27 protein-coding genes and 1 pseudogene are annotated in these 26,362 nt (G+C 68.6%); 16 read left to right on the plus strand and 12 right to left on the minus strand.

Annotated elements, in window-relative coordinates; translation table 11 throughout:
- Positions 1–35 precede the first annotated feature (35 nt).
- Complete coding sequence (locus GNX95_RS15395) at positions 36–896, plus strand: LysR family transcriptional regulator (RefSeq protein ID WP_163508118.1); 861 nt, start codon at positions 36–38, stop codon at positions 894–896.
- Here the strand turns inward: GNX95_RS15395 and GNX95_RS15400 are convergent.
- On the minus strand, positions 880–2,856 hold the full coding sequence (locus GNX95_RS15400) for an alpha/beta hydrolase (protein WP_163508119.1): 1,977 nt from the start codon (positions 2,854–2,856) through the stop codon (positions 880–882). The genes GNX95_RS15395 and GNX95_RS15400 overlap by 17 nt on opposite strands.
- A 59-nt stretch (positions 2,857–2,915) precedes the next feature.
- On the opposite strand from GNX95_RS15400, the gene GNX95_RS15405 reads away from it, so the two are divergent.
- The 4 genes from GNX95_RS15405 to GNX95_RS15420 all read left to right on the plus strand — a co-directional run bounded on the left by GNX95_RS15405 (position 2,916) and on the right by GNX95_RS15420 (position 5,050).
- The gene (locus tag GNX95_RS15405) at positions 2,916–3,209 is read left to right on the plus strand and encodes a PadR family transcriptional regulator (RefSeq protein WP_222853685.1); all 294 of its coding nucleotides are present in this window, start codon (positions 2,916–2,918) and stop codon (positions 3,207–3,209) included.
- On the plus strand, positions 3,206–3,925 hold the full coding sequence (locus GNX95_RS15410; protein ID WP_163508121.1) for a hypothetical protein: 720 nt from the start codon (positions 3,206–3,208) through the stop codon (positions 3,923–3,925). Before GNX95_RS15405 ends, GNX95_RS15410 begins: the two co-directional genes overlap by 4 nt.
- An 82-nt stretch (positions 3,926–4,007) precedes the next feature.
- Positions 4,008–4,628 carry a pentapeptide repeat-containing protein gene (locus GNX95_RS15415; RefSeq protein ID WP_163508122.1) on the plus strand — a complete coding sequence of 207 codons (621 nt, stop codon included), beginning with the start codon at positions 4,008–4,010 and terminating at the stop codon, positions 4,626–4,628.
- A 38-nt stretch (positions 4,629–4,666) separates the two neighbouring features.
- Positions 4,667–5,050, plus strand: a complete 384-nt coding sequence (locus GNX95_RS15420; protein ID WP_222853686.1) for a VOC family protein — start codon at positions 4,667–4,669, stop codon at positions 5,048–5,050.
- Positions 5,051–5,059: 9 nt separating this feature from the next.
- Here the strand turns inward: GNX95_RS15420 and GNX95_RS15425 are convergent, their stop codons facing one another.
- Both GNX95_RS15425 and GNX95_RS15430 read right to left on the minus strand, forming a co-directional pair.
- Positions 5,060–5,854 (minus strand): arginase family protein, encoded by a 795-nt coding sequence (locus GNX95_RS15425; RefSeq protein WP_163508123.1) that lies wholly within the window; start codon positions 5,852–5,854, stop codon positions 5,060–5,062.
- Positions 5,847–6,554: a GntR family transcriptional regulator gene (locus GNX95_RS15430; protein WP_163508124.1), complete on the minus strand. Its 708-nt coding sequence runs from the start codon at positions 6,552–6,554 to the stop codon at positions 5,847–5,849. The genes GNX95_RS15425 and GNX95_RS15430 overlap by 8 nt, the downstream gene beginning before the upstream one ends.
- Positions 6,555–6,683: 129 nt before the next feature.
- On the opposite strand from GNX95_RS15430, the gene GNX95_RS15435 reads away from it, so the two are divergent.
- From GNX95_RS15435 to GNX95_RS15450, 4 genes are all read left to right on the plus strand, one after another.
- The gene (locus GNX95_RS15435) at positions 6,684–7,235 is read left to right on the plus strand and encodes an RNA polymerase sigma factor (protein ID WP_163508125.1); all 552 of its coding nucleotides are present in this window, start codon (positions 6,684–6,686) and stop codon (positions 7,233–7,235) included.
- Positions 7,228–8,025 carry a hypothetical protein gene (locus GNX95_RS15440; RefSeq protein ID WP_163508126.1) on the plus strand — a complete coding sequence of 266 codons (798 nt, stop codon included), beginning with the start codon at positions 7,228–7,230 and terminating at the stop codon, positions 8,023–8,025. Before GNX95_RS15435 ends, GNX95_RS15440 begins: the two co-directional genes overlap by 8 nt.
- A 28-nt stretch (positions 8,026–8,053) precedes the next feature.
- Positions 8,054–8,521 carry a hypothetical protein gene (locus GNX95_RS15445; protein ID WP_163508127.1) on the plus strand — a complete coding sequence of 156 codons (468 nt, stop codon included), beginning with the start codon at positions 8,054–8,056 and terminating at the stop codon, positions 8,519–8,521.
- Positions 8,522–8,636: 115 nt separating this feature from the next.
- Positions 8,637–9,554, plus strand: a complete 918-nt coding sequence (locus GNX95_RS15450) for a CPBP family intramembrane glutamic endopeptidase (RefSeq protein WP_222853687.1) — start codon at positions 8,637–8,639, stop codon at positions 9,552–9,554.
- On the opposite strand, the gene GNX95_RS15455 is transcribed toward GNX95_RS15450, so the two are convergent.
- Genes GNX95_RS15455 through GNX95_RS15465 form a run of 3 tightly spaced genes read right to left on the minus strand, consistent with a single transcriptional unit; the run spans position 9,521 to position 11,929 of the window.
- The gene (locus GNX95_RS15455) at positions 9,521–10,729 is read right to left on the minus strand and encodes an alpha/beta hydrolase family protein (RefSeq protein ID WP_163508129.1); all 1,209 of its coding nucleotides are present in this window, start codon (positions 10,727–10,729) and stop codon (positions 9,521–9,523) included. The two genes, GNX95_RS15450 and GNX95_RS15455, sit on opposite strands and share 34 nt — an antisense overlap.
- The gene (locus GNX95_RS15460) at positions 10,726–11,520 is read right to left on the minus strand and encodes a Rossmann-fold NAD(P)-binding domain-containing protein (protein WP_163508130.1); all 795 of its coding nucleotides are present in this window, start codon (positions 11,518–11,520) and stop codon (positions 10,726–10,728) included. Before GNX95_RS15460 ends, GNX95_RS15455 begins: the two co-directional genes overlap by 4 nt.
- Positions 11,513–11,929, minus strand: coding sequence for a nuclear transport factor 2 family protein (locus tag GNX95_RS15465; protein ID WP_163508131.1), 417 nt, complete (start codon positions 11,927–11,929; stop codon positions 11,513–11,515). The genes GNX95_RS15460 and GNX95_RS15465 overlap by 8 nt, the downstream gene beginning before the upstream one ends.
- Before the next feature lie 91 nt (positions 11,930–12,020).
- Here GNX95_RS15465 and GNX95_RS15470 point away from each other — a divergent pair, with 91 nt between their 5' ends.
- Both GNX95_RS15470 and GNX95_RS15475 read left to right on the plus strand, forming a co-directional pair.
- Entirely contained in the window at positions 12,021–12,617 is a 597-nt protein-coding gene (locus GNX95_RS15470) for a TetR/AcrR family transcriptional regulator (RefSeq protein WP_163508132.1), read from the plus strand.
- A 76-nt stretch (positions 12,618–12,693) separates the two neighbouring features.
- Entirely contained in the window at positions 12,694–13,209 is a 516-nt protein-coding gene (locus GNX95_RS15475; RefSeq protein WP_163508133.1) for a hypothetical protein, read from the plus strand.
- Here GNX95_RS15475 and GNX95_RS15480 read toward each other — a convergent pair.
- Both GNX95_RS15480 and GNX95_RS15485 read right to left on the minus strand, forming a co-directional pair.
- Positions 13,199–15,262 (minus strand): ATP-binding protein, encoded by a 2,064-nt coding sequence (locus GNX95_RS15480; RefSeq protein ID WP_163508134.1) that lies wholly within the window; start codon positions 15,260–15,262, stop codon positions 13,199–13,201. The genes GNX95_RS15475 and GNX95_RS15480 overlap by 11 nt on opposite strands.
- Positions 15,263–15,438: 176 nt before the next feature.
- Positions 15,439–16,599, minus strand: a complete 1,161-nt coding sequence (locus tag GNX95_RS15485; RefSeq protein WP_163510046.1) for an FAD-dependent monooxygenase — start codon at positions 16,597–16,599, stop codon at positions 15,439–15,441.
- A 110-nt stretch (positions 16,600–16,709) separates the two neighbouring features.
- Between GNX95_RS15485 and GNX95_RS15490 the strand changes: the two are divergent.
- Positions 16,710–18,329, plus strand: a pseudogene (locus tag GNX95_RS15490) (NAD-dependent malic enzyme).
- A gap of 478 nt (positions 18,330–18,807) precedes the next feature.
- Positions 18,808–19,542 carry a class I SAM-dependent methyltransferase gene (locus GNX95_RS15495; protein ID WP_246281652.1) on the plus strand — a complete coding sequence of 245 codons (735 nt, stop codon included), beginning with the start codon at positions 18,808–18,810 and terminating at the stop codon, positions 19,540–19,542.
- Here GNX95_RS15495 and GNX95_RS15500 read toward each other — a convergent pair.
- Positions 19,513–19,965: a nuclear transport factor 2 family protein gene (locus tag GNX95_RS15500; protein ID WP_163508135.1), complete on the minus strand. Its 453-nt coding sequence runs from the start codon at positions 19,963–19,965 to the stop codon at positions 19,513–19,515. The two genes, GNX95_RS15495 and GNX95_RS15500, sit on opposite strands and share 30 nt — an antisense overlap.
- A 64-nt stretch (positions 19,966–20,029) precedes the next feature.
- Here GNX95_RS15500 and GNX95_RS15505 point away from each other — a divergent pair, with 64 nt between their 5' ends.
- Positions 20,030–20,428 (plus strand): hypothetical protein, encoded by a 399-nt coding sequence (locus tag GNX95_RS15505; RefSeq protein ID WP_163508136.1) that lies wholly within the window; start codon positions 20,030–20,032, stop codon positions 20,426–20,428.
- Here GNX95_RS15505 and GNX95_RS15510 read toward each other — a convergent pair.
- The 3 genes from GNX95_RS15510 to GNX95_RS15520 are packed head-to-tail and all read right to left on the minus strand — an operon-like array spanning position 20,413 to position 24,241.
- Entirely contained in the window at positions 20,413–22,095 is a 1,683-nt protein-coding gene (locus GNX95_RS15510) for a right-handed parallel beta-helix repeat-containing protein (RefSeq protein ID WP_222853688.1), read from the minus strand. The two genes, GNX95_RS15505 and GNX95_RS15510, sit on opposite strands and share 16 nt — an antisense overlap.
- Entirely contained in the window at positions 22,092–22,745 is a 654-nt protein-coding gene (locus GNX95_RS15515) for a helix-turn-helix transcriptional regulator (RefSeq protein WP_163508137.1), read from the minus strand. Before GNX95_RS15515 ends, GNX95_RS15510 begins: the two co-directional genes overlap by 4 nt.
- Positions 22,742–24,241, minus strand: coding sequence for a hypothetical protein (locus tag GNX95_RS15520; RefSeq protein ID WP_163508138.1), 1,500 nt, complete (start codon positions 24,239–24,241; stop codon positions 22,742–22,744). The genes GNX95_RS15515 and GNX95_RS15520 overlap by 4 nt, the downstream gene beginning before the upstream one ends.
- A gap of 166 nt (positions 24,242–24,407) precedes the next feature.
- Here GNX95_RS15520 and GNX95_RS15525 point away from each other — a divergent pair, with 166 nt between their 5' ends.
- Both GNX95_RS15525 and GNX95_RS15530 read left to right on the plus strand, forming a co-directional pair.
- Positions 24,408–25,094 carry a response regulator transcription factor gene (locus tag GNX95_RS15525; protein ID WP_246281653.1) on the plus strand — a complete coding sequence of 229 codons (687 nt, stop codon included), beginning with the start codon at positions 24,408–24,410 and terminating at the stop codon, positions 25,092–25,094.
- Complete coding sequence (locus GNX95_RS15530; protein WP_222853689.1) at positions 25,091–26,359, plus strand: sensor histidine kinase; 1,269 nt, start codon at positions 25,091–25,093, stop codon at positions 26,357–26,359. The genes GNX95_RS15525 and GNX95_RS15530 overlap by 4 nt, the downstream gene beginning before the upstream one ends.
- Positions 26,360–26,362 lie beyond the last annotated feature (3 nt).

Consider the following 26,362-nt stretch of genomic DNA (forward strand, 5'->3'; position numbering starts at 1 on the left):
CAAACTTGGCGATGATCTATTGATATTGTGAATCCATGCTGAACCTCGTCCATCTCAGCGTCCTGGCGGCGGTCGCTCGGCACGGATCGGTGACCGAGGCGGCCAAGGAGCTGCACTATTCGCAGCCGTCGGTGAGCCATCACCTGTCCCGGCTGGAGGCGGCCACCGGCGTCAAGCTCGTGCAGCGGGTCAGCCGCGGCATCCGGTTGACGCCGGAGGGGCAGCTGCTGGCCAACCGCGCGATCGAGATCCTCGGACGGGTCGAGGCGGCCAGCAACGAGCTGGCGGCGCAGGCCGGCCTGCAGTCCGGGCGCGTACGCCTGGCGGCCAACGCGTCCGCGCTCAGCACCATCGTGCCGAAGGCCGCGGCCACGCTGGCCGCCGCGCATCCAGGTCTTGAGCTGAGCCTCTACGACCGTCATCCGGTCGAGTCGCTGGAGATGCTGCGACGCGGCGAGCTCGATATCGCGCTGATCTTCCGGCACGCGGACGCCGCCGTCCAAGACGAGGGCTTCCGCCTCGTCGACGTCGGCGGCGACTCGATCTATCTGATCAGCCAGCAGCCGGACGACAGCCTCGCCAACCACCGGCATTCGGCCTGGATCGGCGGTTGCGAACGCTGTCGCGAGGAGCTGGCCGCCGTGTGCGCGGAGGAGGGCTTCACGCCGCGCATCGGCTCGTACAGCGATGACATGGTCGTCGTGCAGGCTCTGGTCGCCGCCGGAGCCGGCGTCGCGACGCTGCCTGGCCTGGCGCTGCGGGCACATCGCCGGCCGGACATCCACGCGACCGAGCTGACCGGCTTCCGGCGCCGGATCTACGCCGCCACGTACGGTGATCCGCCTGATCCGCCTGCCGTCGCGGCCGTGTTGGCGGCGCTCACCGAGGCGACGTGACCGGCTGGTGCAGCGTACGCACCCGCGGGTCGGCGGCCGGCGGAAACGCGCTGCCGTGCGACACGTGGTCGGCGAAGGCGACGACATACCGGTTGGTGATGACCAGGCCCTGGTCGCCGTCGATCGGTCCGAGCGGGATCAACGTGTTGAGCGGCGGCGCGAGGTAATAGGCCGCATAGTCGGTGAAATTGAAGTGTTGCGTGCCGCCGATGCTGAAACACCACGCATGTGGACTGGCTGTCAGCATTGTCTGCGCGACCTGGCGTTCTCGCTGTTCTTCGGTGTCAGACGACGAACAGGTGCCGGTGGTGCAGGAGTTGTCGCTGCCGACGATCATGACCGGCGCGCGTACGCCGTCGCGTGCGACCGATCCGAACTGCGTGCCGTCGAGGTCGATGGCGCCGCCACAATGCGCGTCCAGATGGCATTCCTGCAACGCCGAGGCGCCGCCGAAGGAGTGTCCAATGTAGAGCGTACGGCTGGCGTCGACGTGACCGGCGAACCGCGCGGCGGCTTTCCCGGCGGCGAATTTTCCGTCCGCGGCCCACACATTGACGACGCGTGTGCCGTTGGGCTCGGACGGATCGTCGGGGTTGCCGGCCGCTGTGGAGCCGAGTACGCGGCCGTGCACGACGGTGACGTTGGCGCTGTAGGTCGGTGTGACGCCGGCGACGACGTATCCGTGACTGGCCAGGTTTTCCGCGATGGTGGCGAACATCGGCGCCGACAGACCCATCCCTGGTTCGAGCACCACCAGCGGAAACCGGCCGCTCGCGATTGCTGCGCGGTCGATGGAATGTCCTTGCATGGCAAGGAAACTGCCTTCGAGAAAGCCGAACGGCGGCGGAAAGTGCATCGCCGACCACAATCCTGGTGCGTACGGTCCCGGCGCCGCGTGTGCACGCGTCGGATACCAGGTCCACACGGACAGATCGCGGTGTGCGGCCGGGCCGAGCGGATCCGGCCGGGACTGGTCGGTCCAGTCGAACATCATCCGGCCGACCGCGTACGTGCCGGTCGGCGCCGGCAGCCGAATCGGTTGTGTGGCCGCGATTTCCACCACCGCCAGATATCCGACCAGCAGCAGCGGCACCGCCAGGACGATCCGCCAGACGCGGCCGAGCTTGATGCGTCGTACGACCTCGACAACGCCCGCGCACACGATCGCCGACACGATCGCCATGACCGCCAGGACGCCGAGGCTGGTCACCGGTCCGTCGTGGCCAGTGACGACCCAGATGCTGTCACGCAGGGCGATCGCCGCCTGGATCCCAAGCAGCGCCCCGACAACTGCCGCCGGCAGCCGGAGCTCAGACGCCGCGACTCGCATGACGGAGTTGGCGATCAGGCAGAAGGCGAACAGTCCGGCGGCGTACGCGACGACGAAGAACGCCACCATCAGCGGTTGCGTCCAGCCTTCGCCGATCGCCAACGCGCCGATGACGACGATGCTGCCGGCCAGGCTCAGCAAAGTCGTGGCGAGAAGCAGGTTTGCTCGTACGAACCGGGGAAAAACCGGGATGTCGTCCAACCAGTCGCCAGGCTCGTCTTCGGTGCCGCGCAATGCGACGGCGATGAGCACCAGGCTCACGATCGTGGCGACGGCCAGCGCCAGCAGCATCCAGACCTGGCCGACCGTACGCGGGCCCCACCGGTCGTGATCGGCCTTCACGGCGACGGCGATCGCGTCCGTGCCGACCGTGATCGCCACCAACACGGTCATCAGCTGCGTGGCACGCAGCAGTTGGAAGGTGCGCCTTGGCCCTCTCCACCTCCTGATGAGGATCAGGATCACCAATGTTGGCACCAAAAAGACCGTGTAGGAGGCGACCGTGACGTACGGGTCGTCCTGCCACGGACTTTGCGCGCGGACCTCGCGCACCTGGGTCGTCAGGAAAGCGAAAACGGTGAAGGCGACCCCGGTCACGAGCGGGATCCACAAAGCCAGACGTGTTCTCACGATCGGTGATAGTACACGCCGCGTACTACTTGGCGCGTAGTAGACTCCGGCGTGTGCAGATGAACGACGCTCAGATCCTGGTGCTGTGCGCACTCGCGGACGGTCCGTTGCACGGATACGCGATCAACACGGCCATCGAGGCGATCGCCGGCAAGCGGCTCGGTCCCGGCAGCCTCTACGGCGCGCTGACCCGGCTGGAGGCCAAGGGCCTGGTGGAGGCGCTGGACGGCACCGGCCGCCAGCATCCGGTCAAGCTCACCGCCGCCGGCCGCGAGGTGCTCGAGGCCGAGCTGCGCGCGATGGCCAAGATCGCCGCCGTCGGGCTGCGCAACCTGCGCGTCGAGCCGGCGTGAACGTCACCAAGGCGCTGGTCTGGCTCTATCCGCGGCCGATGCGCGAGCGATGGGACATCCAGGCCGACTGGCGGCAGCTGCCGGACCTGCTGCGCGGCATCGCCGACAGCTGGCTGCATCCGGCTTTCTGGCCGGCGACGACACCGGCGCAACGGCGTCGCCGCGCCACCGCCGCCGCGGCGACCATGATGTTCCTGGCCTGGCTGGCCGGCCATGCCGTACTCGAACAGGACCCGCTGCTGCCGGCCACGCTGACGCACGCGTGGCAGCTGAGCGCCATCGAGGTGGTCGCGCTGGTCGGCCTGGCCACCATCGCGCCGCTGCCTCGGCTCACGGTCGCGACCATCCGCCGCGCGGCCGCTCGCCTTGTTCCACCTGCCGGCCTCGCGGCGGTGGTGGTCGTCGTCGCGAACTCGCCGCACGTGCCGCCGGGTCCCGTACGAGGGCTCGTCCTCATCGGTTGGTGGTTCGCGCTGCTCGTCGGCGGCCTGCAGGTGTGCCGGCTGGTCGCGGACGTCGACGGCCGTACGCCGGGACCGCTGCGGCTGCGCCTCGGCCTCTGGGCCGTGCTGGTCGCCGCCGGCGCCACCGCCGCCGCGATTCTCGGTTTCGCGGTCACCCTTCGCGATCCGTACGCCGGCGTCGTCGGAGCCGGCATCGCCGCGGTGGCGCTGGTCGTCCTGACGACCGCTCGGGACGTACGCGAGTTGGCGTAGCGGTGTCAGGCTCGTGTCAGCGCCGTGTTCGAGCGCCGCGCGATCGTCTCCTCAGCACACCAACCGACTGAGGAGAGAAAAGATGAACGCGACCCGCTTCGACGCCAACGACCTGGCCGGCACGGACTTCGCCGGTGTCACCGTACGGAACGGCAGCTTCGCCGCGAGCATGCTGCGCGGCTCGGACTTCTCGCACGCCGACCTCACCGGCAGCTCGTTTCGCAGCAGTGACCTGGCGGACGCGAGCTTCGACGGCGCCGACCTGACTGACGCGGTGCTGACCAAGCTGGAGCTGGCGCGCGCGAGCTTCCGCGGATCGACCCTGGTGCGCACCGATTTCACCGCGTCCGGCCTGGTCGAGGCACAGTTCGCCGACGCGACGCTGACCGACGTGGTCTTTCGCAAGACCGACCTGCGGCACACCGTCTTCGCCGGCTGCACCTTCGTCGGCGTGGACTTCTCGTACGCGGATCTGAGTGGCCACAACCTCGACGGCGTGAGCTTCAGTGGCGTGAAGTTCGACCATGCGGGGCTCAAAGGCGTCAGCTTCCGCGGCGCGATCCTGCGCGACGTGTCGTTCCGTACGTGGAGCAACCGGCAGTTTCGTACGGTGGACTTCGCCGGAGCATGGATGGACAAGCTGACCTACGCCGGTCTCAAGAACCTCGGCGCGGACCTGTCCAAGGTGTCGATGCTGGGATAGGTGACGACAGGATCGCGACCGTGGTGCAGGCTGCTGGCATGAAATCGCGAACCGGTGACATGTGGTGGGGGACGGCGATCGAGGCGCCGGACCCCGGCGGCCTGGCCAGGTTCTACGCCGAGCTGCTTGGCTGGCACGTCGGACACGAGGAGCCGGGAACGGCCATCGTCGCCGCCTCGCCGCGGGGGCCGTACTTCGTGTTCCAGCAGGCGGAGGGTTATCGAGCACCGGCCTGGCCGCCGGTCGCCGGCGAGCAGCGGCCGATGATGCACTTCGACTTCCAGGTCGGCGACCTGGACTCCGCCACCGCCGAGGCGGTCGCTTTAGGTGCCACGGTGGCGGAGTCACAGCCGCAGGAGAACGTCCGGGTGATGCTCGACCCCGCCGGCCATCCCTTCTGCCTGTGCTTCGACCAGGGATGACTGGACGGGTCAGCGGCTGGCGGGTTCGGGCCAGGCCAGGTCGGCGCCGAGTGCCTTGACCAGCCGAGCGATCGCCTCGCGCGTGGCCTGATCGCCGACGCGATCCGGCAACCAGGCGCAGGCGATGCCGGCGCCGACCACGTCGGCGGCGGCGCAGACGGCGGCCAGGCATTCCTCGATCTGAGCGAGGGACGGTCCGGGGCCTGCTGGAAAGCGCAGGTCGGACAGTTGCGAGCTGTCGACGACGTCGATGTCCAGGTGCAGGTAGACCGGCGTACGGCCGTCCAGAGCGGCGGTGATCGCGGCCGGGTCGGCGGTGACGCGGTGGACCTGGCTGGCGGCCAGCGCGTCGCGTTCGGCCGGGTCGAGGTCTCTGGCGTCGGCGAGCACGACGTTGGTCTCGGCCACTGGCCGCAGCTTGAGCGCGTCGCCGAACAGCTCCGGTGTCCGGCCGGTCAGCATCGACAGCGCCATGCCGCCGACGTAGCCGCTGGTCGAGATGGCTGGCGTGTTGAAGTCGCCGTGCGCGTCCAGCCACACCACGGCCAGGTCGCGATGACGGCGTTGTAGTCCGGCGACCGACGCGCGCGCGGTGGGACAGTCACCGGAGAGCACCAGCGGTCTGGCGGTCCGGCTCACCGCGTCGGCCACCGCCTGGTGCAGCACGTTCATCCGCACGGGGACCGGGCCGGCCGGAAGGTCTGGCCAGGTCATCTCGGTCGCACCGGCGGGGACCGGAAAGGCGGGGATGTGCTCGTCGAGGTGCCACGGTGCGGTGATCAGGTCCCAGCTGTGGTCAGCCATCAGGTGTCTCCTTGTCTTCGAGTTCCTTGCGCCTGGCGAGCAGGTCGAGCAGCCGCCGCAGCTCGGCGGCACCGGCTCGCAGATGCGCGGTGAGTTCCGCTCTGGCCTGCTCCGGGCTGCCGCGCAGCGCGTCCAGGAGCTGGCGGTGGTCGTCCGCCGTACGGCCGAGCTCACGGTGAGAGCGCTCGGACAGCGCCAGAGCCAGACGCTGCTCCTGCTGGAGCTGTCCGTGGAAGCGGCGCAGCCTGGGGCTGCCGGTGGCTGCGACCAAGGTGGCGTGGAAGAGCCGGTCAGCGTCTAGTACGGCTTTGGTGTCGCCATCGTCGAAGGCGCGTTCTATCTGGTCGACCAGGTCGGCGAGGCTGGCGTAGATCGCCGGGTCGCGGTGCTCGGTGAGAGCGTCGACCGCGGCCAACTCCACGGCGGCGCGCGCCGCGTAGATGTCGGCGACGTCCGGTCCGGTGACGTCCGCGACCACGATGCCGCGGTTCATCTGATAGCGGACCAGGCCTTCGCTTTCCAGGATCCGCGCGGCCTCGCGCAGCGTACTGCGGGAGATGCCGAGCTCGGCGGCGAGCGCGACCTCACGCAGCGGCATGCCTGGCAGCAGCCGGCCGGACAGGATCGCCTGCCGTACGACCTCGGTGGCCTGCTCGGTCGTGCTCTGTCGCTGGATGTTCGCGCCCAAGCCCGTGATCACCGCTTCAGATTGCCATATTGTCCGGCAATCCGGCAAGACGCCGTATGGGAAAGCGATCGGTCGTTGTGGCGAAGAGCCGGTGTCAGGTGATGATCCGCAGGGAGGTTTCCCGATGAGGAAGAGACAGTTATGACGGCTGATGCCGACGTGCGCTCGGCGAGCGCCGTCGGGTTCGGCGACTTCACCGCCGTCTTCGACCGGTACTTCGGGGATGTCTATCGGTATGTGGCGGCGCGGCTGGGACCGCAGGTGGCCGAGGACGTGGCGGCCGAGACGTTCCTGGTCGCCTACCGGCGACGTGGCCGGTTCGACGCCGCGCGTGGCCAGGTCCGACCGTGGTTGTACGGCATCGCGACCAACCTGGTCGCTCGCCACCGCCGCGCGGAGGCACGGCATTTTCGCGCGTTGGCGCGCGCCGGCGTCGAGCCGCCGGCCGGAAGTTGCGAGGACGAGGTCGTCACCGCGGTCGCGGCGCGGCGGATGCGGCCCGCGTTGGCGCGCGCCCTTGCCACGCTGACCGCCGGCGAACGGGACGTGCTCCTGCTGGTCGCCCTCGGCCAGCTCAGCCACGAGGACATCGCCACCGCGCTCGGTGTCGCACCGGGCACGGTCGGCTCACGACTGAACCGCGCACGCGGAAAACTGCGCCGCATTCTCGACCGGGAGGCATTTCATGGATGACAGCCAGATCGCCACGCTGCTGGCGCAGCCGGAGCCGTCCGCGGAGGTCGTCGGTCGCGGTCGCCGCAAGCTCGTCGCCGCGATGTCGCCGGCGTCTCGCCGCCACCGGCACTGGGTCCCGATCGGTACGGCGGTGACCGGTGCGGCGGTCGCCGTCGTGATCGGCATCGCCACCCTCGGCGCCGACACGACCGCCGCCAGCGCGAGACAGGTCCTGGTCGAAGCGGCCAACACCGCCGGCAAGGTGCCGCAGCACAGGGCGACGTACTGGCACCGCAGGAACGAGGTCAGGCATGGTTCGTACGTCACCAGCGCCGACGAGATCTGGTGGACCACGACAGGCACGTGCTGGATACGCCAGGAAATGTCCAAGCCGGTGACGGCGTGTGGCCGTGACTCGGCGAGCTGGTCGGTGCTTCCCGGCCTCAGGATCGGCGACATCGCTAGGTTGCCGACCGAGCCGGATGCGCTCCGCGACCGGATGGTCGCCGCCGACAACGGCAGTGACGGCCAGCTGGTGTTGACGTTGACCGAGCTGGTCTGCGGGTTTCCGGCACCTGCCGGCGTACGCGCGGCAGGCTTTCGTGCGCTGGCCGAGATGCGCGATGTGAGGCAGCTGCCGGACAACGGCGGCCGCAAACGCATCGCGGTGAGTGCCGGAGCCGATCCGCTGGTCATCTCGATCAACCCGGTCACCTCGGACGTGGTCCTGTCCTACGACTTCACCGACAGCTACGGATCCGGAACAGCGATCATGAGCGGTGAATGGACCGATACGCTGCCGCATTAGATCGGAAACCAGGGAGGACAGGCAGCGGATGAGGCACGTCAAGGTGGCGGCGACCGGGACCGGCAACTTCCTCGATCCGGACGCATATCTGGATCTGTTGCCGGGATTGGTCGACGCTCTTCCGCCGGGCGCGCGCGCATTCGCTGCCGACCCAGATCATTACGATTTCTCCGGCCAGCGATGCGTCAAGGATCTCAAGCCCGACACGCTGGAGCACGGGGAAACCGCTGGCGAACGTTGGTTGCGACTCGGTTTCCGGCACAACTGCTGGAAACACGAAGAAGATCTGACCATCCGCTATGTCGGCGTCGACAACTTCAGCCTCGACCCGACCGGTGAGTCCGACTGGACCAGCTTCGGCGCCGTCACGCTGGACGAGATACTGCCGCACCCGCACGGATGCAGCCATGAGATCGGCTTCCTCGACGGAGCGCTCACGGTCGTCAGCGCCGATCTGATCGCGACCTGGACCGAGGCGGAGTGCCCCGACAAGTAGTCTGCCCGTACGCCTCGGCCCGCGGGGGATGTCTTCGGACAGGTATGCCTGGCACTACCTGGTTTTGGGGGCTGGTCGTCATGACCGCGTGACCATCGCACGGTTTGCTTGTGCGGTGCGAAAACTGGTCCGCGGACATCCGCTGCTCTGCTATTTCGTCCTGACCAACGCGTTGAGCTGGCTGGCCTGGGCTCCGTACGTTCTGTCGTTGAACGGCATGGGCCTGCTGCCCTTCCGGTTTCCCGAGCTGCTCGGGGACGGACAGCTCCTCGGCCTGGTGCCTGGCGCGTACCTCGGTCCCATCTGCGCCGCATTCGTGGTGACGGTCCTCGCCGACGGCAGGACGGGTCTGCGGGTGTGGGCGCGCCGGCTGGTACGGTGGCGCGTCGGCTGGCCCTGGTATGCGGCGATCCTGGTCGGCGTACCGGCCGTGTTGCTGCTTGCCACTCTCCCGCTGCCCGGCGCGTTGAGCGCTATACGGTTTCCGAGCCTCGACGTGCTCGCCTTCTATCTTCCGTTCCTCGCACTGCAGATGATCACCACCGGCGTCGCCGAGGAACCCGGCTGGCGCGACTTCGCGCAGCCGCGGCTGCAGAACCGGTACGGTCCGCTGGCCGGCACGCTCATCCTCGGGCCGTTGTGGGCCGGCTGGCATCTGCCGCTTTTCCTGACCGAATGGGGAGGATGGCCGCACGTCAGCGTGCTGTACGTGGCCGAGTTCCTCGTCACCGGCACCCTCCTCAGCATCTCGATGACCTGGGTGTTCAACCGGACCAACGAAAGCCTGCCGCTGGTCATGTTGCTGCACGCGAGCATCAACACGTTTCTGTCCGGAATCTGGCCGTCGATGTTCGCCGGGCTCGACCGCATCGGCGACGGAACGTTGCACGCACTGCTCATTGCGTCCGCGGCAGCGGCGGTCGTACTCCTCATCGCCACCCGCGGCCGGCTCGGTTATCGGCCGCGCGGTGCTGAGGAGTTGCCGAGCGAACGACAACGTCAGGAGGCAAGGGTGGCCTCAAGCCAGTCGTAGATCCGGCCGGCCGCCAGCCGTTGCGCGCCGACGTGGCAGTGCGCGTCGGCGCCTTCCTCGGCGGTGAACGACATCATGGTTTTCGGGCCGGTGAGGTGCTCGTACAGGAGTTCCGGCTGCCCCTTTGTTTTTTCGTCACCGGCGAAGAAAAGATCGTCGGCGGCCGCGCATACCAGCGCGGGGCAGCTGATCCGCTCGGCCACGCCGTCGCGTAGGTGATAGTCGAGATACTTCGCCACGAACTCGCGGTCGCTGCCGGCGCCGACGACGTAACGACCGTGATCCATGGCCCAGCGGATCGTCGGGTTTTGGCTGCGGGCGCGGGTGAAAATCGCGTCGAGATCGGGATCGGAATCGGCGCGCGTACGCCGGAGGAGCTCCTCGCGGCTGAATGGCAGCATCGAGGTGATCGCTGCCGCCGCGTCGTACACGCCGTCCACGGCGATCACCGCGGCCAGCCGCGGCTCGTACGCCGCCGCGCGTGGCGCGAGCATGCCGCCGAGGCTCAGGCCGAGGAGCGCGATGCGGTCCGGGTCGACGCCGGGCTGAGCGACGGCGAAGTCGAGCACCGGCCCGACGACGTTCTCCCAGTCCGGGCGAAAGACCAGTCCGCCGCGGTGGATCGCGGACGGCTGGCCCGGACCGTCGAAGGTGAGAGCGTGACAGCCGCGTTCGGCTGCCGCGGCGGCGCCGAAGAAATGCATCTCCTCGGCCGCACCGTCGAAACCGTTGTGCATGACCAGCAGCGGCTTGGACTCCGTCCCCGGTGCGCGATAGAAGTAGCCGCGTAAAACCGTGTCCTCATAGGGGATCTCCACCGGCTGGACGGATTCGTCAGTCGCGGAGCGAAAACACTCGACGCTGCGGTCGTAGGCGTTGGCGATTCGGGGGTCGGCCGGGTTGCCGTGCAGGAAGAACTCGGCGCAGCGATAGTAGGTCGAGGCACGCATGTTCAGCTCGCGTGCGGTGACCGGTCTGGACCGCCGGGCTTCGGCGGCCAGCCGGTCGGCGGTCGCCAGCCAGGCGTCGTGCCAGCTGTCGTAGTCGCCGGCGGTGATCCGGCTCGCGGTCGTGACCACCTCGCCGAAGTCGGCACCGCCATAGGCGGCGTGACCGAAAACTCGCAGCGTCTCGAACCAGAACTGCGCGTCGTCCTCGAACAACAGCGGTTTCATCGCAACTCCTCTGCCACGAAGGAACGGAAATCTCGCGGCGGCCGGCCGGTCACCTGTTCGATCGTCGACGTGACGTAGTCCTCGTGACCGGCCTGGATGCGGGTGTCGAGAGCGGCCAGCATCTGCGCGTACGCGGGCGGCAGCTCGGCGGTCAACAGGTCGACAAGCTCGGCCACGCCGACCGGCCGGTGACGCACCGGACGGCCGGTCGCCGCAGCGATGATGGCCGCCGCGTCCGCGTAGCTCAGGGTTTCCGGGCCAGTCAGCACATATTCGGTGTTGGGCGGCTCATCGCTGGTCAACGCGCGTACGGCGACCGCCGCGATGTCGCGGGCGTCGACAAAGCCCAGCCGGCCATCGCCGGTGGCCGTCACGATCTCCCCGGCCCGTACCCCACGCGCCACCGGATGGTCGCCGGTGAAGTTCTGCATGAACCAGGACGGCCGCAGTACTGCCCACTCCGGCACCTTTTCCTTGACCAGACCCGGAACCCCGGCAAGGTCGGGCACCGCCGACGAACCGAGTACGACGACCCTGCGCAGATCGCCGGCGGACAGGAAATCCGCAGCCAGCGTGGCCGCGTCCAACTCGGCCGGCGGAGCGATCAGGTAGACCGTGTCGACACCGCGCAACGCCGCGGCGTACGTCGACCGGTCCGACCACGCGAAGCGCACGTGGCCATCGCGCGGACGCCGGCTGGCCAGGCGTGGCCGTACGCCTCGGTCGCGCAGGCCCGCGGCGACCCGGCGACCGGTGGTGCCGGTCGCGCCAACGACCAGGATGTCAGCCATTGCTGGCAAAACCCGTGCCACCGAGCGCCTCGGCCGCCGCAACCGGATTCCAGTAGTCGCGGTAGAGCCGGATCTCCCCGTCCCGCACGGTGACCACCGCGACGTAGCGCAACTGGTAGGGCCGTCGCGTACGCACCGCCACGCCGTCCACCGCGAACTCGGCGACGACGACATCGGGATCCGTAGTCTCGTGCAGGGTTTTCTCCGTGACAGCCCGGATGTCGACGTGGTCCGGATAGTCGCGCAGGTAGTCGCGTACCGCCTCGCGGCCGGTCAACCGAGCCGGATAACCGGCCGGCGTGAACGGAAACTCCAGCACGCCGTCCGACGCCCACAGTCCGGCGAATCCTGCCATGTCTTTGGCCAGCAACAACTCCAGAGCCTTCTCGACGATGTCCCGAGCCTGCATCAGCGTCACCTCTACGTTTGAACGATACGGTAGCGTCCCGACGCAGCGTACGTCGGACGGGACCGTCTCGTCCAGCCGTTAGACTGGCCGCATGACACGACGCACACCATCCGGCGCGGCGGTCCTGCAGCCCGCGATCACCGCCGCCATCGCCGATGCGGTGACCGACGAACTGGTCGAGAAAGGGCTGGCCAGGCTGTCGATGGAAGGCGTCGCGGCGCGGGCCGGCGTTGGCAAGAGCGCGCTCTATCGGCGCTGGCCGTCCAAGGAGAGGATGGTCCTCGCGGTGCTGGCCGACCTGGTCGTACCACTGGCGGAGGTGCCCGATACCGGAGCGCTGTACACCGACGTACGTGCGACCGTGGAGGCGGTCACCGCCTGGATCACCCACCCCAAGTTCGGGCCGATACTGCTCGACCTGGCCGCCGAAGGCACCAGGAACCCGGCGCTGGCCGCGGCCGTCACCGAGGCTATCGGTGGTCCCCGCCGAGAGCGCGCGTTCGCCACGCTGCGCCGCGCGATCGACCGCGGCGAGCTGCCGGCAGACCTCGACCTGGAGTTGGCGGCCGACTTCCTCGCCGCGCCGATGGCCTGGCGGATCGTCGTACGGCGCGCGCCCACCGGACCCAGCTATCTGGACGACGTCACCGAGATGATCGTCCGTGCGATCGGCGGCACGGCGCCGTGACCGAACGTGCAGGTTGACAGCCATTCGAACGGGTGTTCTACAGTCGTGGCGGGGCTGTGCGTTGGGGGAGAGCGAAGTGGATCCAGAGTTTGTGGCGAAGATCGCCGGTGCCGGTTGGGTCCGGCAGCGGCAGATCGCCGAGAGCGTGGTCGGTCTGGTGCTGTCGCGGCCGGCGGACGACACCGCGGCGGGGTTGGCGGCGTTGGCCGCTCACGAATACGGCGACACCGGAGCGTTGAGGGCCAGGATCGAGGAGCTCGGCGACCACCCGCGGGCGCAGCAGCTGCGCGTGTTGGCGGCCGCGTTGGACGACGATCCGGCGCGAGCGGCGCGGCGCAGCGTCGAGCTGGCGGTCGAGTTGCTCGGGCCGATGCGGGTCGAGCAGATGGTGGAGCGGATGTTCGCGTTTCCGCCGCGGCTGCTCAAGCACACGCCGCCCAGCGCCTGGTACGTGGCCGATCGCGAGCCGACCCAGCAGGAGATCGTGGTCGCCTTCCAGAACAACGGCAAGTTCTGGTACGACGCGTCCGGCAACGGTCCGTACGGCGGCGACCCCACCCAGGCGATGGAGATCTACGCGCTCACTCAGTAGTGCGGACCAGGCTCGCCAGCGTGGCGCGAGCCTTCGCATCACCGAGCTCGGTGCTGGTGGCCAGCGCACTCTGCCAGGCCAGCCGCGCGTCCGCCGGCCGGCCGAGCGCGCGCAGCGAGCGGCCGGCGTGCATCAGCGTCAGGGTCTCGTTGCGCCGATCATGGCTCGCGCGGTGCAGCGCGAGCGCCTGCTCGTAATAGCGGACCGCTCTGGTGTGCCGGCCGAGCGAGCCGTACGCGCGGCCGAGGTTGGCCAGCGAGATCGCCCGTACGGCCGGCTCGGCCCGGCGCCGGTCGCGGCCGAGCTTCAGCGCGCGCCGCCAGCAGGCGATCGCCTTGCCGAAGTCGTGCCGCTCGAAGTGCAGCGTGCCGATGCTGTCCAGGATGTAGACGGCGGTCCGCCGGTCGTCCAGCCGTTGCGACAGCGCGAGGCCGGCGGTGCAGTGCGCCAGCGCCGGCTCGTACGCACCGGTCTCGGCGTAGAGCAGGCCGAGGTTGCCGAGCACCTTGGCCTCCCCGAACAGGTCGCCGGCGGCTCGCAGGTCGGCCAGCGCGGACACGTAGGCCTGCTCCGCCTCGGCGGTGTGGCCCATCTCGGCGTAGGCGTTGCCGAGGCCGTTGCGCAGCAGGCCGCGCAGGCCGCGGTCGCCGAGCCGGTCGGCCGCACGCAGCGCCGCGTCGTGCAGGTCGCGAATCTCCCGCAGAGTCCGGCAACGCCGCAGGTATGGCTGCAGAGCGACGACGATCGCGCACGAGTGCTCCGGCCAGCCGTGGTCGGCGGCCCAGCCGACGATCGCGGCCAGTGTCGGGTATTCGTCGTCGCACCACTGCCGCGCCGCCGCCTCGTCGGCGAAGGCGAGCGGCTCGACCGGCTCGGCCGGGGTGATCCGGTCGAGCACGCGGCCCGGCGAGAACAGCGCGTCGGCGGCGTAGACGGTCCGCAGATACCAGCCGAGGATGCGGTCGAATGCCGCCGACCGGTCCCGTGGATCGCCGTCCTGGTGTGCCTTTTCCAGCGCGTACGCGCGGAGCAGGTCGTGCAGCTCATAGCGTCCTTCGCCACGCTGCTCCAGCAGATGCGTGGTGACCAGTCCGTCCAGCCGCGGCCGTACGTCGGCGACCGGTTGGCCGACCAGCGCGGCGGCGGACAGCAAGGTGATCTCCGGTCCCGGATGCAGCCCGAGCAGCCGGAACACTCGCGCGGTGCCGTGGTCGAGGCTGTCGTAGGACCAGGAGAACACCGCACGCAGGTCGGTGCCGTCACCGTCGCCGGCGTCGAAGCCGTCCAGCAGGTTCTCGTGCTCGCGCAGCGTGCTCACCAGGTCGGCGAGCCGGATCGACGGATGCCGGCCGGCGCGTTCGGCGATGATCCGCAGCGCCAGCGGCGTCTGTCCAGCCAGTGTCGCCAGCGCGGCGGTGGCGATCGGCTCGGCGGCCGTACGGTCGGCGCCGACGACCCGGCGTAGCAGCGCGATCGAGTCGCGGTCGGTGAGCTGGCCGAGGCTGATCCTGGCCACCGAGTCCCTGGCCGCCAGGCCGCGCAGCTGGTTGCGGCTGGTGACCAGCGCCATGCAGCTGGACGCCGGCAACAGCGGCCGCACCTGGTCGGCGTCGTAGGCGTTGTCCAGCAGCACCAGCATCCGGCGGCCGCTGGTGGCGGCCTGCAACAGGGCCCACCGTGACTCCACGTCCGGCGGCAGTGTGCCGGCCTGATAGCCGAGGCTGTGCAACAACATCTCCTGCGCGAGCACCGGCGGCAGCGGCGGCGTCATGCCATAGCCGCGCAGGTTGACGTAGAGCTGGCCGTCCGGAAACTCGGCGGCGGACCGGCGGGCCCAGTGCACCGCCAGCGCGGTCTTCCCGATGCCGCCGCTGCCGTCGATCACCGCGACGGCCGGCCGGCGCTGCGAGCGGTCGGCGAGCAGCCCGGTCAGGGTCGCGAGATGTGGCGTACGGCCGACGAACGGCGCCACGTCGGCCGGCAGCTGCCGCGGCGGTTGGCAGACGTCGAGGGACGTGCCGTCGAACCAGCCATCCGGCATCTGTCCGTCCACCGATCTCGTCCTCGCATATCCTCCAGGCACCATAGAACCGGTGCCCTTTCGTCGTCCTGTCATCCGCGCGGAAATGACGTACGTAATGTTTCGCTTACATCCTCGGCGGACCCGCACGGCGCAGCAGAGCGCCTGGACTCCGTTGTCCAGGCGCTCGCTGTTTTAGGGCTAAAATGCTACCGCGCCAGCAGGCTCGGACGCGGATATTCCGGCAGATCGATGTCGGACGCGAAGTCGTCGGTCATCTTCATCATCATCGCCATCATGATCTTCGAGCGGAAGGTGAGGTTGCGCAGCCAGATCCGCAGCCGCGACCTGGGTGCCAGGAACGGACCGGCGCTGCCGAGCTTGGCCACCTTCGCATACCGGCGAAACTTCTCTTCGTAGTTGGCGAAAGCGGCCACGTGGTCGCCGCCGGCCGCGGCCAGCTCACCGGCCAGGACGTACGCGCCGACGATGGCCAGGCCACTGCCGAACCCGCCGAGCGTGTTGCCGTAACCGGCGTCGCCCAGCAGCACGATCCGGCCTTTCGCGTAGCTGTCCATCCGCACCTGGCTGAGCGAGTCCAGATAGAAGTCCGGCGAGGCCGGGACTTTGGCCAGCATCTCAGGAATCCGCCAACGGCCTCCCTGATATGCGCGCAACAGCACGGCTTTCTGTTGGTCGGTGTCGTAACGGTCGTAGTTCACCTCCGGTGAGCCGAAGACGAAGAACGCCGGCGCTTTCGTGCCGCCGATGGCGACCATCCGGCCGGGCTCGTTGTACATCAGGCCGTCGCCTTCGATGCCCAGGTTGGCCAAAGCGTAGTAATAGCCGAGAAACTTCACGTACGACGACTCCGGTCCGAAGGCCAGCCGGCGGACGTTGGAGTGGATGCCGTCGGCTCCGACCACCAGGTCGAAGGTGCGCGGTGCGGACTTCTCGAAGGTCACCTGCACGCCGGTGGCGGTCTCGGTCAGCGAGGTGATCGAGTCGCCGAAGACATACTCGCAGTCGTCCTTCGTACGGTCGTAGAGGATCTCGGACAGGTCGCCGCGCAGGATCTCGACCTCGCCGCTGATGAACTCGGCCGGCATGACCGCCAACCGCTTCTCGTCGGCGTCGATCATGGTCAGGGACTGGCCGCCGGTCTGCCGGCGCAGGATCTCGTCGAGGATCCCCATCCGCTCCAGGACCTTGCGGTGTGTGTGGCTCTTGAAGTCGACGGCCTGGCCGCCGCGGCGCAGTTGCGGCGCCTTCTCCACCACGGTGACGGTGCAGCCGTAGCGAGCGAGCCAGAAGGCGATTGCCGGGCCGGCGATGCTGGCACCCGACACGAGGACTGTGGTGTTCTTCATGGCGGTGTTTGTCATGGCAGGAAGCATCGACCGCGGCGCTGACAGTCCGTCGACAATCCGCTGACAGTCGCGCGGGCCCCTGTCAGCGCGGGCTGTGGCAAGGTCGTGCCATGAGCGAGCAGCGGATGACCGGACAGGCGCGGCTCTACGACGCGCTGACCACCAAGGGGACGGCCTTCACCCGGGATGAGCGGCGTGAGCTCGGCCTGCTCGGCCTGCTGCCGATCGCGGAGAAGACGATCGACCAGCAGGTGGCGCACTGCTGGGACGAGTTCGGCCGCAACTCCACCGATCTGGACAAGCACGTTTACCTGCGTGCCCTGTAGGACCGCAACGAGACGCTTTTCTACCGGTTTCTGAGCGAGCACATCGCCGAGGCGATGCCGATCATCTACACGCCGACGGTCGGTGAGGCGTGCCAGCGGTTCAGCCAGATCTATCGCCGGCCGCGCGGACTTTTCGTGGCGTATCCGGATCGCGCGCAGTTGCGCGAGGTGCTGCGCAACCGGCCGCAGCAGGATGTCGACGTCATCGTGGTGACCGACGGCCAGCGCATTCTCGGCCTCGGGGACCAGGGCATCGGCGGCATGGGGATCCCGATCGGCAAGCTCTCGCTCTACACGCTGATCGGCGGCATCGACCCGGCGCGTACGCTGCCGATCGTTCTCGACGTCGGCACCGACAACGCCGACCTGTTGGAGGATCCCCAGTATCTGGGCTGGCGGCACCGGCGGATCGGCGACGAGGAGTATGACGCGTTCGTCGACGATTTCGTCGCGGCCGTACGCGACGAACTGCCCGATGTCTTGTTGCAGTGGGAGGATTTCGCGACCGCGCACGCGTTGCCGATCCTGGACCGCTATCGCGACCGGTTGCTCACCTTCAACGACGACATCCAAGGCACCGCCGCCGTCGCGCTCGGCGCCTTGTACGGTGCGACGCGGGTCGCCGGCCGGCCGCTGGCCGAACAGCGGGTCATCATGCTCGGCGCCGGGTCGGCCGGCATCGGCGTACTCGACATGATCCGCAAGGAAATGTGCGCGCAGGGACTGACCGACCAGGAAGCCGCCGACCGGATCTGGGTCGTCGACATCAACGGCCTGCTCACCACGGCCCGGACGGACCTGTCCGAAAGCCAGCGTCTTTACGCCAAGGCACAGGAAAACTGGGATCTCGCCGAGGTCGTACACCAGGTCGACGCCGGCATCCTGCTCGGCCTGTCGACCGCCGCTGGTGCGTTCACCGAGCCGATCGTGCGTGAGCTGGCGGGAAAAACCGATCGGCCGATCATCTTTCCGCTGTCGAATCCGACCAGCAACGCCGAAGCGCGGCCGAGCGAGCTGGACGAGTGGACCGGCGGTCGCGCGCTGGTCGCCACCGGCTCGCCTTTCGCTCCGGTCGTGCGCGATGGTGTCGCTCGGCGGGTGGCGCAATGCAACAACGTCTACATTTTCCCGGCCATCGGCCTGGCCGTGACCGCCGCGCAGGCGACCCGGGTCACCGACGAGATGATGCGCGTCGCCGCCCGTGAGCTCGGCGAGGCCTCGCCGGCGCTGGTCGATCCGGCGGAGCCGTTGCTGCCGGCCTGGCAGGACGTGCCGGACATCGCCGTCCGGATGGCGCACGCGGTCGCGATGCAGGCGGTCGCCGACGAGGTCGCGCCGGAGCGTACGCCGGAGGACCTGGCCGAGCGCATCAACGCGACCCGCTGGACACCCGCCTATCGCTGAGAGCGGGTGGATTCCGTCACTCGCCGACTGCCGCCTTTCCTGTGGCGTTCATCGACCGCCGTGTTTTTGGTGTCGTTGAGCGTTGAGCGGCGTGTTTTCCGTGGTGTTCGTTGGGCGCCGCGTTTTCTTCGTCGGTCGCCGAGTGCCGCCTTTTGGGTGTCGTTGAGCGTTGAGTGGCGTGTTTTCCGTGGCGTTCGGCGAGTGGTGTGTTTTCTGCGTGGTTCGTTGGGTGTCGCGTTTTCTTCGTCGGTCGCCGAGTGTCGTGTTTTTGGTGTCGTTGAGCGTTGAGTGGCGTCTTTCCTTCGTCGCTCGGCCAGTGGCGGAGTTTGGTGGGGTTCGGCGGGGTGGTGCCGTGGAGCGCTGGTCGGCCGGGGTACGAGCGCAACGACTCCGGTCAGACCGCGAAGCCGGACGTTCGACGTCCAGCGCTGCCGATCGTGGAGGATAAATCGGTGGACAGGCGGGTTATGTTGGCGCCGTGCGACAAGAGGACATCTGGGACAGCGTGGCGGCGCAGGCGTACGACACTCCCGGCACCGGCATGTTCGCCGCCGACGTTGTCGGCGCGACGGTCGACCGGCTGGTGGAGCTGGCCGGCGGCGGCGAGGCCCTGGAGTTTGCCATCGGTACGGGCCGGGTGGCCGTGCCGCTGGCCGAGCGTGGCGTCAAGGTGACCGGCATCGAGCTGTCGACCGCGATGATCGAGCAACTGCGCCAAAAAGTCGACGAGGCGACGATCCCGGTGGTCGTTGGCGACATGGCGACGACGGCGGCGCCAGGAGAGCACGCGCTGGTCTATCTGGTCTTCAACACGATCGGCAACCTGCTGACCCAGGCCGAGCAGGTCGAGTGTTTCCGCAATGCCGCGCGGCATCTGACGCCCGGCGGCCGGTTCGTCGTCGAGCTCGGCGTGCCGGACCTGCGCCGGCTGCCGCCTGGCCAGCCAGGCGTGGTTTTCGCGACGGACGAGGGATACATCGGCGTCGACTCCTACGATCCGTTGCGCCAGCATCTCGTGTCGCATCATTTCCATTTCGGCGACGACCGGCAGGCACGGGTTTTCCGTACGCCACAACGCTATGTCTGGCCCGCCGAGCTCGACCTGATGGGGCAGCTGGCCGGTTTCCAGCTGGAGAGCCGGCACGCCGACTGGCGCGGCGCGGAGTTCACCGCGGAGTCCCGGTCACACGTCTCGGTTTACCGGCTCGCCTAACGTGATGTTGGGCCGCTCGTTGTCCCAGATCATGTTCATGATGTGCCAGTCGCCGGCCTGGTCGCGAAACAGCTGGATGCTGTTGATGCCTTTGCGTTCCGGCGCCGGGCCGGCCGGCGTGTGCCGTGCCTCGTACGCACTCCAGACATGTGCCATGTTGCCGAAAACGTCGATCCGCCGGCTCGTCTCCACCTCGTAGAAGTCGACGCCGGACAGAAACGCCGCGGTGCTGTCCACATAGTCGTCCACCGACATGATCGCGACGGCCGGGTTGCCGGCCTGGTCGACGGACGTACGCATCAGCCGGCCGTCCGGGTGCAGGAACGTCCGCAGCCGGTCCCAGTCGCGCGGTCCGGCCGGCCCGGAGATCGTCGCATAGAGGTCGGTGACCAGCCGGCCGATCTTCTGCTCGTCGTCGCTCATGCCGGCGAGCATAGATCTCCCGCGTTCGGGACCGCTCCCGGGAGCGATCGGTTACTGTCCGGGTATGTCCGGGAAGCGTGGAGTGCCGAAGGTCCTCTGGGCCGCCGGCATCATCATGTATCTGCAGGCCGTGACCTCGATGTACGTCGCGTCCGTGCAGCTGGGCGAGGTGATGCGGCAGGTGCGCGGCGGCGAGGAGCTGTCCGGGCTGACCTATCTGGCCTTCGTCCTCGACCCGGTCGTCGCCGTGCTCCTCGCGGTCGCGGCGACCGCGTTGATCACCTCGCAGCGGTCGGTGGTGCGGTTGTTCGCCATCATCCTGGAGGCGGTCGGCATCGCGGAGGCGGCGATCAACCTGTTTTCCGGACGGTTGCAACCAATGCTGGCGATCGTCATCGCCCTCGTCGTCATCGGCCTCCTGCTCGCTCCCAACATCCGCGGCGCGAGCTACGACACGCGGTGAGCTGACCTGGCGTATTCGGCGGCGGCCGCGATGTCGGCCGGCAGCAGCGTACGCAGTTCGGTCGCGTCCGGCATCCGGCCGAGCGAGCGCAACCGTTGCGACTGCGATTTGCGTGCCGCCTCGAAAAGTCGCCGCGCCTCGCGCGCGTTGCCATAGTTGGGACTGTTGGCGATCGCGGCGAAATGCCCGGTCAGGATCGGCTGTGTCGCGCCGTCGAGCTCGTAGTCGCCATCGCCGGCCATCCGTCCGATGATCTCCACCAGGTCTGCCGGCGAGTAGTTGTCGAACTCGATGGTTTTGGAGAAACGCGAGGCAAGACCGGGGTTGGCGTCCAGGAAGTTGACCATCTCGGCGGTGTAGCCGGCGACGATCACGGCCACCTCGTCGCGGTGGTCCTCCATGAGTTTCACCAGCGTGTCGATGGCTTCCTGACCGTAGTCGTTGCCGCTGCCGATCTGCCGCGACAGTGTGTACGCCTCGTCGATGAACAGCACACCGCCTTTGGTCTCCTCGAACACCGTGGCCGTTTTCTCCGCCGTGTGACCGACATACTGGCCGACCAGATCGCGCCGGGACACCTCGCGGAACTGCCCGCCGGTGAGGACTCCGAGCGACTGCAACAGTTTCCCGTACGTGCGCGCCACCGTCGTCTTACCGGTGCCGGGAGCGCCGGCGAAAATCAGGTGGTGGCTGACCGAGCCGACCGCGAGGCCGGCGCTGCGCCGCCACTCGTTGACCTGGATTTCATCGATCACGGCACGCACTTCGGCCTTGACACCGGCCAGGCCGACCATGTTGTCCAGATCGAGCAGCAATGCCTCCAACTCGTTGCCGATGACCGTGCTCGCCGCCGCGGCCTGCTCGATCACCTCCGGCGACGCGCCAGGTGCGATGCGGATCGCCGGCGACGCGGTGTTGTCGATGCGGCAGCGGTCGACGACACCGGCGCAGCCGGTGCCGAAGTCGATGCCGACGCCGCGTACGTCATGGATCGTCGTCGAGCGGATCGTTGGATTGCTTTGCTGCGCGACGGAAATCCCGTCCCGGCCGGTACGTGACACGTCGCAGTTCTCGATGACCGGCTGCGCGTACTGGTAGACATAGACGCCGCGCTGACCGCAACCGCTGATCGTGCAGCCGGCGATCGCCGGATCCGCACCGAAACCGACGACCACGCCGTCGCCGGAGATGTTCTCCACCGACGTGCCGCTGATCCGGCCGGAGGTGCTGTCCAGCACGATCCCCTCCGCCGCACCACTGATCGTGCAGTCGCGCAAATCCGTCTCCGGACAGTTGCGAACGCTGATCGCAGGGCCGACCGGTGCGCTGACGGTGCAGCCTTCCATGGTGAGTTTCGCGCTGTCAGCGTGGATCCCGCCGACGCGGCCGCGCAGCTCGATGCTGCGCAGGGTTAAAGAGCCACCGCGTGCGCACAGCACCGGCCAGTCGCAATCGCGGCCGTCGAGCACGACGGTCGCGCCGATCGCCGCACGCAGCGTGAGTTTACGGTCCAACAGCTCGAAAGTCTCCGCGTACGTGCCCTCCGAGATGGTCAGCACACCGCCGTCCGGCGCGGCCTGCATGGCCTCGCCGATCGTCTGGAAGGTGCCGTGTTGGTTCGGTGCCACCAGAAGATTGCGTGGAGCCTCGTCCACCGTGGAGGTCACCGGTCGGTCCCGTCGGTGATCCAACCGCGCTGCGCCGCCTTCGCGCCGGCCTGGAACCGGCTGCGCGCGCCGAGCAGGTCGTTCATCTCCGACACCATCCGGCGTACGGTCCGCACCGACAGCTCCATCCGCGCGGCCGCCGCTTCGTCGGTGTTTCCTGAGTAGAGCAAGGAAAGCAGCTTCAAATGTTTGTCGGACAGCGGCCGCGGGTCCGGCACGTCGTACGGGTCCAGCGCCACCGCGTCGGCCCACACGCGCTTGAAAAGCTCGGTCGTCGTGGTGATGACGCTCGGCAGCCGGATCGGTGTCACGCCGGTCGGTCCGGTCGGCATCATGGCGACCGTGCCGTCGATGATCAGCGCGTCCATCGGCACCGCCGGCACCGACCGGATCGACGCACCGGCCTGCGCGAAGGAAACCAGCTGGCCGGCGAGCCGCGGAGCCGTCCGCGCGTTGTCCGGCACAAGCATCCGATAGCGTACGCCACGGCGTACGTTTTCCAGGTCTATCTGCGAAATCGCGCCGATCGGGCACTGCGTCCTCGCGGCCGCACTGGTACGCATCACCAGGACCTCGCTGGTGGCCGAGGCCAGCAGCGCGCCGATCCCGCTGACCGGCCGGCTGGCCGGACGTTCGATAACCGCGGTCATGAGACGAAACCTCCGATCGGAAGCGAGGTGGCGAGCCCGGACAGGTGTTCGCCGTCCAGCCGGGTCAGGGAAACCCCGCACGGCTGCAGCAGCGGTCGCAGAGCCACCGAAGTGTCGTGGATGGCTTTTTCGTTGGTGGCGGCCAGCCGGAGGATGGCGCCGGCGTGCACCGCACCGAGGTCGGAGCGGGCGAAACAGGTGAGCGTGACCGCGACGCCGGCGTTGCCGCGGTGCCGTACGAGCAGGCCGTCGGTCAGCCGGCGCGCGGTCGGGTCGTCGAGCTTGTCCCAGTTTTCCAACCGGAAACAGGCCTGCGCGACCATCCCAGTGGCCAGGAACTGCCAGTATTCCCGCACTTCCCGCCGGCTGCCGGTGACGTGCGCCAGCGCCGAGATGGTGCCCAGTGCCGCGCTGTCGTTGAGTCCGTCGGTGCTGATTCCGGAGCGGCGCAGGGCTTTCCGGATCCGCCGCAGCGCGTTTCGCAGGCCCAGCGCCAAATCGTGGTCGACCGGTGTGTCGGCGGTACGCTCGGCGTGTACGGCCAGCCAGAGCCGGGTCGGCTCGCCGGGTTTGGTGCCGGAGTGGAAAACCGTCTGGATGCCGAACTCGGTCGACACGCCGGTCGAACTGTCCGGCTCCGGCAGCAGCGCCGCCGGCGCCGGAAACTTTCGCACCAGCTCTGGAGAAACCTCCTCCGGCCGGATGAGTACGGTCAGGCCGCGGCGTTGGCTCAGCACCATCACCGAGTCCTGTCCGGTGTCCATGGTGTGGATCGACGTCCCGGGCAGCAGCCGTTCCAGCAGCGCGAGCGCGCGGGACTCGGCCATCGGCAGGTCGAACCGCCGCGACCGCAGCCAGAACCGGCAGCGCAGGCCGAGATGCTGATAGAGCCAGCGACGTTTGACGCGGACGAGGGTCATGGCCAGCAGGACGATCGCCGCCACGCTGACCGCGACGATCACCGGCCACGGCTGGCGGATCGTGAACAGTACGGCGAAAACCGCGATCTGCCAGCAGACCGCCTGGGTGGCGGTGAGCTCGCGGAAGAGGTCCGCGGCCCGCGGCTTGACCTTGGTCGGAGTCGGCGCCGGATCCGGCGCCGGAGCCGCCGGCGGCCGGTGCGGCTGGGGTCGCAGGATGGGCTGTGCAATGGGTTGTGCGACCGGCATCGGAGCCGGCGCGGGGACCGGGACCTGCGCGACCCGCGGCCGCGTCGCGGTGGCGCCGCCGATGACCGTACGCGTCGCCGGCGCCTGCTGCGTCGGCTGATAAAGCGCCTGGTAGGGAGCCGGTTGAGCGGTTTGGTAGGGACCGACCTGTTGCGGCGCGACCTGCTGCGGCGCGGCCGGGGGAGGTGGCGGTGCGGGCTGCACCAGCGGCTCGGTGGCCGCTGATACGACCAGCAGTGGCCGCGGCGCCGGTGCTGGCGCGGGGCCGGGCCGGCCGATCCGCTGCGGTCCAGAAGCGGGAGCTGACCTGCGGTTATGGTCGTCCACGGAAAGCCTCCCTGGCGTTCTGTGCGTACCGGTATGCGCGCGGCAGGTTCCTGCGTCGCGGTTGCCGTGCACCGAGTACGGGGAGCAGCATGTGCCGTGTCTCCGTTCGTCGCGGTCGGATGGGTCAGTGTCAGCGCGCTTATGATTGCCCGGCCAAGCTGAGGAAATGATGACGATGGGGAGCGAAGTGCGGATATTGGTCGTGGAGGACGACGACGACATGCGGCTCGCCGTCTCCGCCGAGCTGACGTCCGCCGGTTTCGAGGTGACCCCGGTCGGCGATCTCGCGGCGGCCGCGTCGGCGCTGTCGGCGCAGCCGTACGTGTGCGCGGTCTTCGACCGGATGCTGCCGGACGGCGACGCGATCGACTACGTGCACCGGTTTCGCGTGTCCGGCGGCGCGGTGCCGGTGCTTTTCCTCACCGCGCGCGACCGCAGCTCCGATGTCGTCGACGGTTTTGCCAGCGGCGCCGACGACTATCTGGTCAAGCCGTTCCGGATGGCCGAGCTGACCGCGCGCGTGCACAACCTGGCGCGCCGCTCGGCCTCCGGCCGCTCGACGGTGTTGCGCTTCGCCGACATCGAGCTGGACAGCGCTCGCCGCGAGATCCGCCGCGCCGGAGTTTTGCTGACGTTGTCGGCGAAGGAGTTCGCGGTGCTGGAATATCTGATGCTCCGGCCGGAGCAGGCGGTGCCCCGCGCCGACCTGATCGAGCACTGCTGGGACGAGCAGACCGACCCAAAGGCCAACGTGGTCGACGTGATCGTCGGCCGGGTACGGGAAAAACTGCACGAACCCAATGTCATTCATGCCGTGCGCGGCATCGGCTATCGGTTCGGTGCGCAGCAGTGAAGGGCTCGGCGGCGGAGCGGCTGCGCCGGCTGCGGTGGATGCTGACGGCGATTTTCACCACGCTCAACGCGATCGGCCTGATCGTGCTGGCGGTGGCTTTCCTGCGCACGTACGCCGACCAGCAGCACAAGCTGCTGGAGGCCGATCTGCTCAAGGTGACCTCGACGGTCTCCCGTCTGGTCTATTACGAGAACAACACGGTCATCACGGCCGCGATCGGCGAGGACGACATCAGCCGGCAGTGTCCGCAGTTCGCCGTGCTGCCGAGCGGATCCACGAGTTTCTCCGGCTATTTCAGCAAACGCACCTGCGTGACGATGGATCCGAAGGTGCTCGCCGGGCTGGCGTACGACTCGACCCAGGCCGGCACGACGTTGACCGGTTTTCGCCGCGCGGCTGACGGCCGGCCGGTGTGGGTGGTGGCCTATCCGGTGCGAAACGGTGCCGGAGAATACATCGCGGCGGTGGTGGCGGTCGCCGACGGCGAGCCGACCGAGTCCGCGTACGACCTGCTGGTCGTCGCCGTGGTCGGCGGTTGTCTGCTGATCATCGTTTTGCTTGCGGTGAGCGGATATTTCCTGTCCGGCCGGGCGATCCGGCCGGCCGCGGTCGCGCTGGAACAGCAGGAGATCCTGCTCGCCGAGACCGCGCACGACCTGCGTACGCCGGTGGCCAGCCTGCGCGCCCTGGCGGAGACGGCATTGCGGCATCCGGACCAGGGGGCGGCATTGTTGCCGCGTACGGTCGCGTTGGCCGGCCGGATGGGGGAGATCATCGACAGCCTGCTGATGCGCGCGCGGCTGGCCGCAGGCCTGGACAAGCTGGCGTTCGAGCCGGTGTGGCTCGACCAGCTCGTCAGTGTCGTGGTGGAGGAATCCGCCGAAGCGGGGTCCAACGTCACCGTCGCCGCGGCGCCGACCCGAGTGATCGTCGATCCGGCGCTGGTACGCCGAGCGGTCGGCAATCTCCTGGAAAACGCGCTGCATTATGGCCGCGCACAACCGGATCAGGCGGCCATCGTGCACATCACCGTGGCCAGCGGCCGGGTCACCGTCGCCGACCACGGCCCCGGTGTCAGCGAGGAAATCGCCGAGTCGGTGCTCGACCGTTTCCAGACCGGCAGCGGATCGACCGGTCTGGGGTTGTCGATCGTACGGTGGGTCGCCGAGGTGCACGGCGGCGTACTGAACGTCTACAACGCCGACGAGGGTGGCGCGATCTTCGAGCTGGACCTCGGGAAAGCCACCTCGACGCAGCTCAGCTGACCG

Source organism: Fodinicola acaciae, from assembly GCF_010993745.1.
Lineage (GTDB): Bacteria > Actinomycetota > Actinomycetes > Mycobacteriales > HKI-0501 > Fodinicola > Fodinicola acaciae.

Coding starts and splice junctions, on each gene's coding strand:
- GNX95_RS15405 (WP_222853685.1), top strand. CDS start 2,916: ATGAACGACGCTCAGATCCTGGTGCTGTGCGCACTCGCGGACGGTCCG.
- GNX95_RS15460 (WP_163508130.1), bottom strand. CDS start 11,520: ATGGCTGACATCCTGGTCGTTGGCGCGACCGGCACCACCGGTCGCCGG.
- GNX95_RS15505 (WP_163508136.1), top strand. CDS start 20,030: ATGTCCGGGAAGCGTGGAGTGCCGAAGGTCCTCTGGGCCGCCGGCATC.
- GNX95_RS15455 (WP_163508129.1), bottom strand. CDS start 10,729: ATGAAACCGCTGTTGTTCGAGGACGACGCGCAGTTCTGGTTCGAGACG.
- GNX95_RS15395 (WP_163508118.1), top strand. CDS start 36: ATGCTGAACCTCGTCCATCTCAGCGTCCTGGCGGCGGTCGCTCGGCAC.
- GNX95_RS15420 (WP_222853686.1), top strand. CDS start 4,667: ATGAAATCGCGAACCGGTGACATGTGGTGGGGGACGGCGATCGAGGCG.
- GNX95_RS15445 (WP_163508127.1), top strand. CDS start 8,054: ATGAGGCACGTCAAGGTGGCGGCGACCGGGACCGGCAACTTCCTCGAT.
- GNX95_RS15515 (WP_163508137.1), bottom strand. CDS start 22,745: ATGACCGCGGTTATCGAACGTCCGGCCAGCCGGCCGGTCAGCGGGATC.
- GNX95_RS15500 (WP_163508135.1), bottom strand. CDS start 19,965: ATGAGCGACGACGAGCAGAAGATCGGCCGGCTGGTCACCGACCTCTAT.
- GNX95_RS15435 (WP_163508125.1), top strand. CDS start 6,684: ATGACGGCTGATGCCGACGTGCGCTCGGCGAGCGCCGTCGGGTTCGGC.
- GNX95_RS15485 (WP_163510046.1), bottom strand. CDS start 16,599: ATGAAGAACACCACAGTCCTCGTGTCGGGTGCCAGCATCGCCGGCCCG.
- GNX95_RS15525 (WP_246281653.1), top strand. CDS start 24,408: ATGATGACGATGGGGAGCGAAGTGCGGATATTGGTCGTGGAGGACGAC.
- GNX95_RS15470 (WP_163508132.1), top strand. CDS start 12,021: ATGACACGACGCACACCATCCGGCGCGGCGGTCCTGCAGCCCGCGATC.
- GNX95_RS15415 (WP_163508122.1), top strand. CDS start 4,008: ATGAACGCGACCCGCTTCGACGCCAACGACCTGGCCGGCACGGACTTC.
- GNX95_RS15425 (WP_163508123.1), bottom strand. CDS start 5,854: ATGGCTGACCACAGCTGGGACCTGATCACCGCACCGTGGCACCTCGAC.
- GNX95_RS15465 (WP_163508131.1), bottom strand. CDS start 11,929: ATGCAGGCTCGGGACATCGTCGAGAAGGCTCTGGAGTTGTTGCTGGCC.
- GNX95_RS15440 (WP_163508126.1), top strand. CDS start 7,228: ATGGATGACAGCCAGATCGCCACGCTGCTGGCGCAGCCGGAGCCGTCC.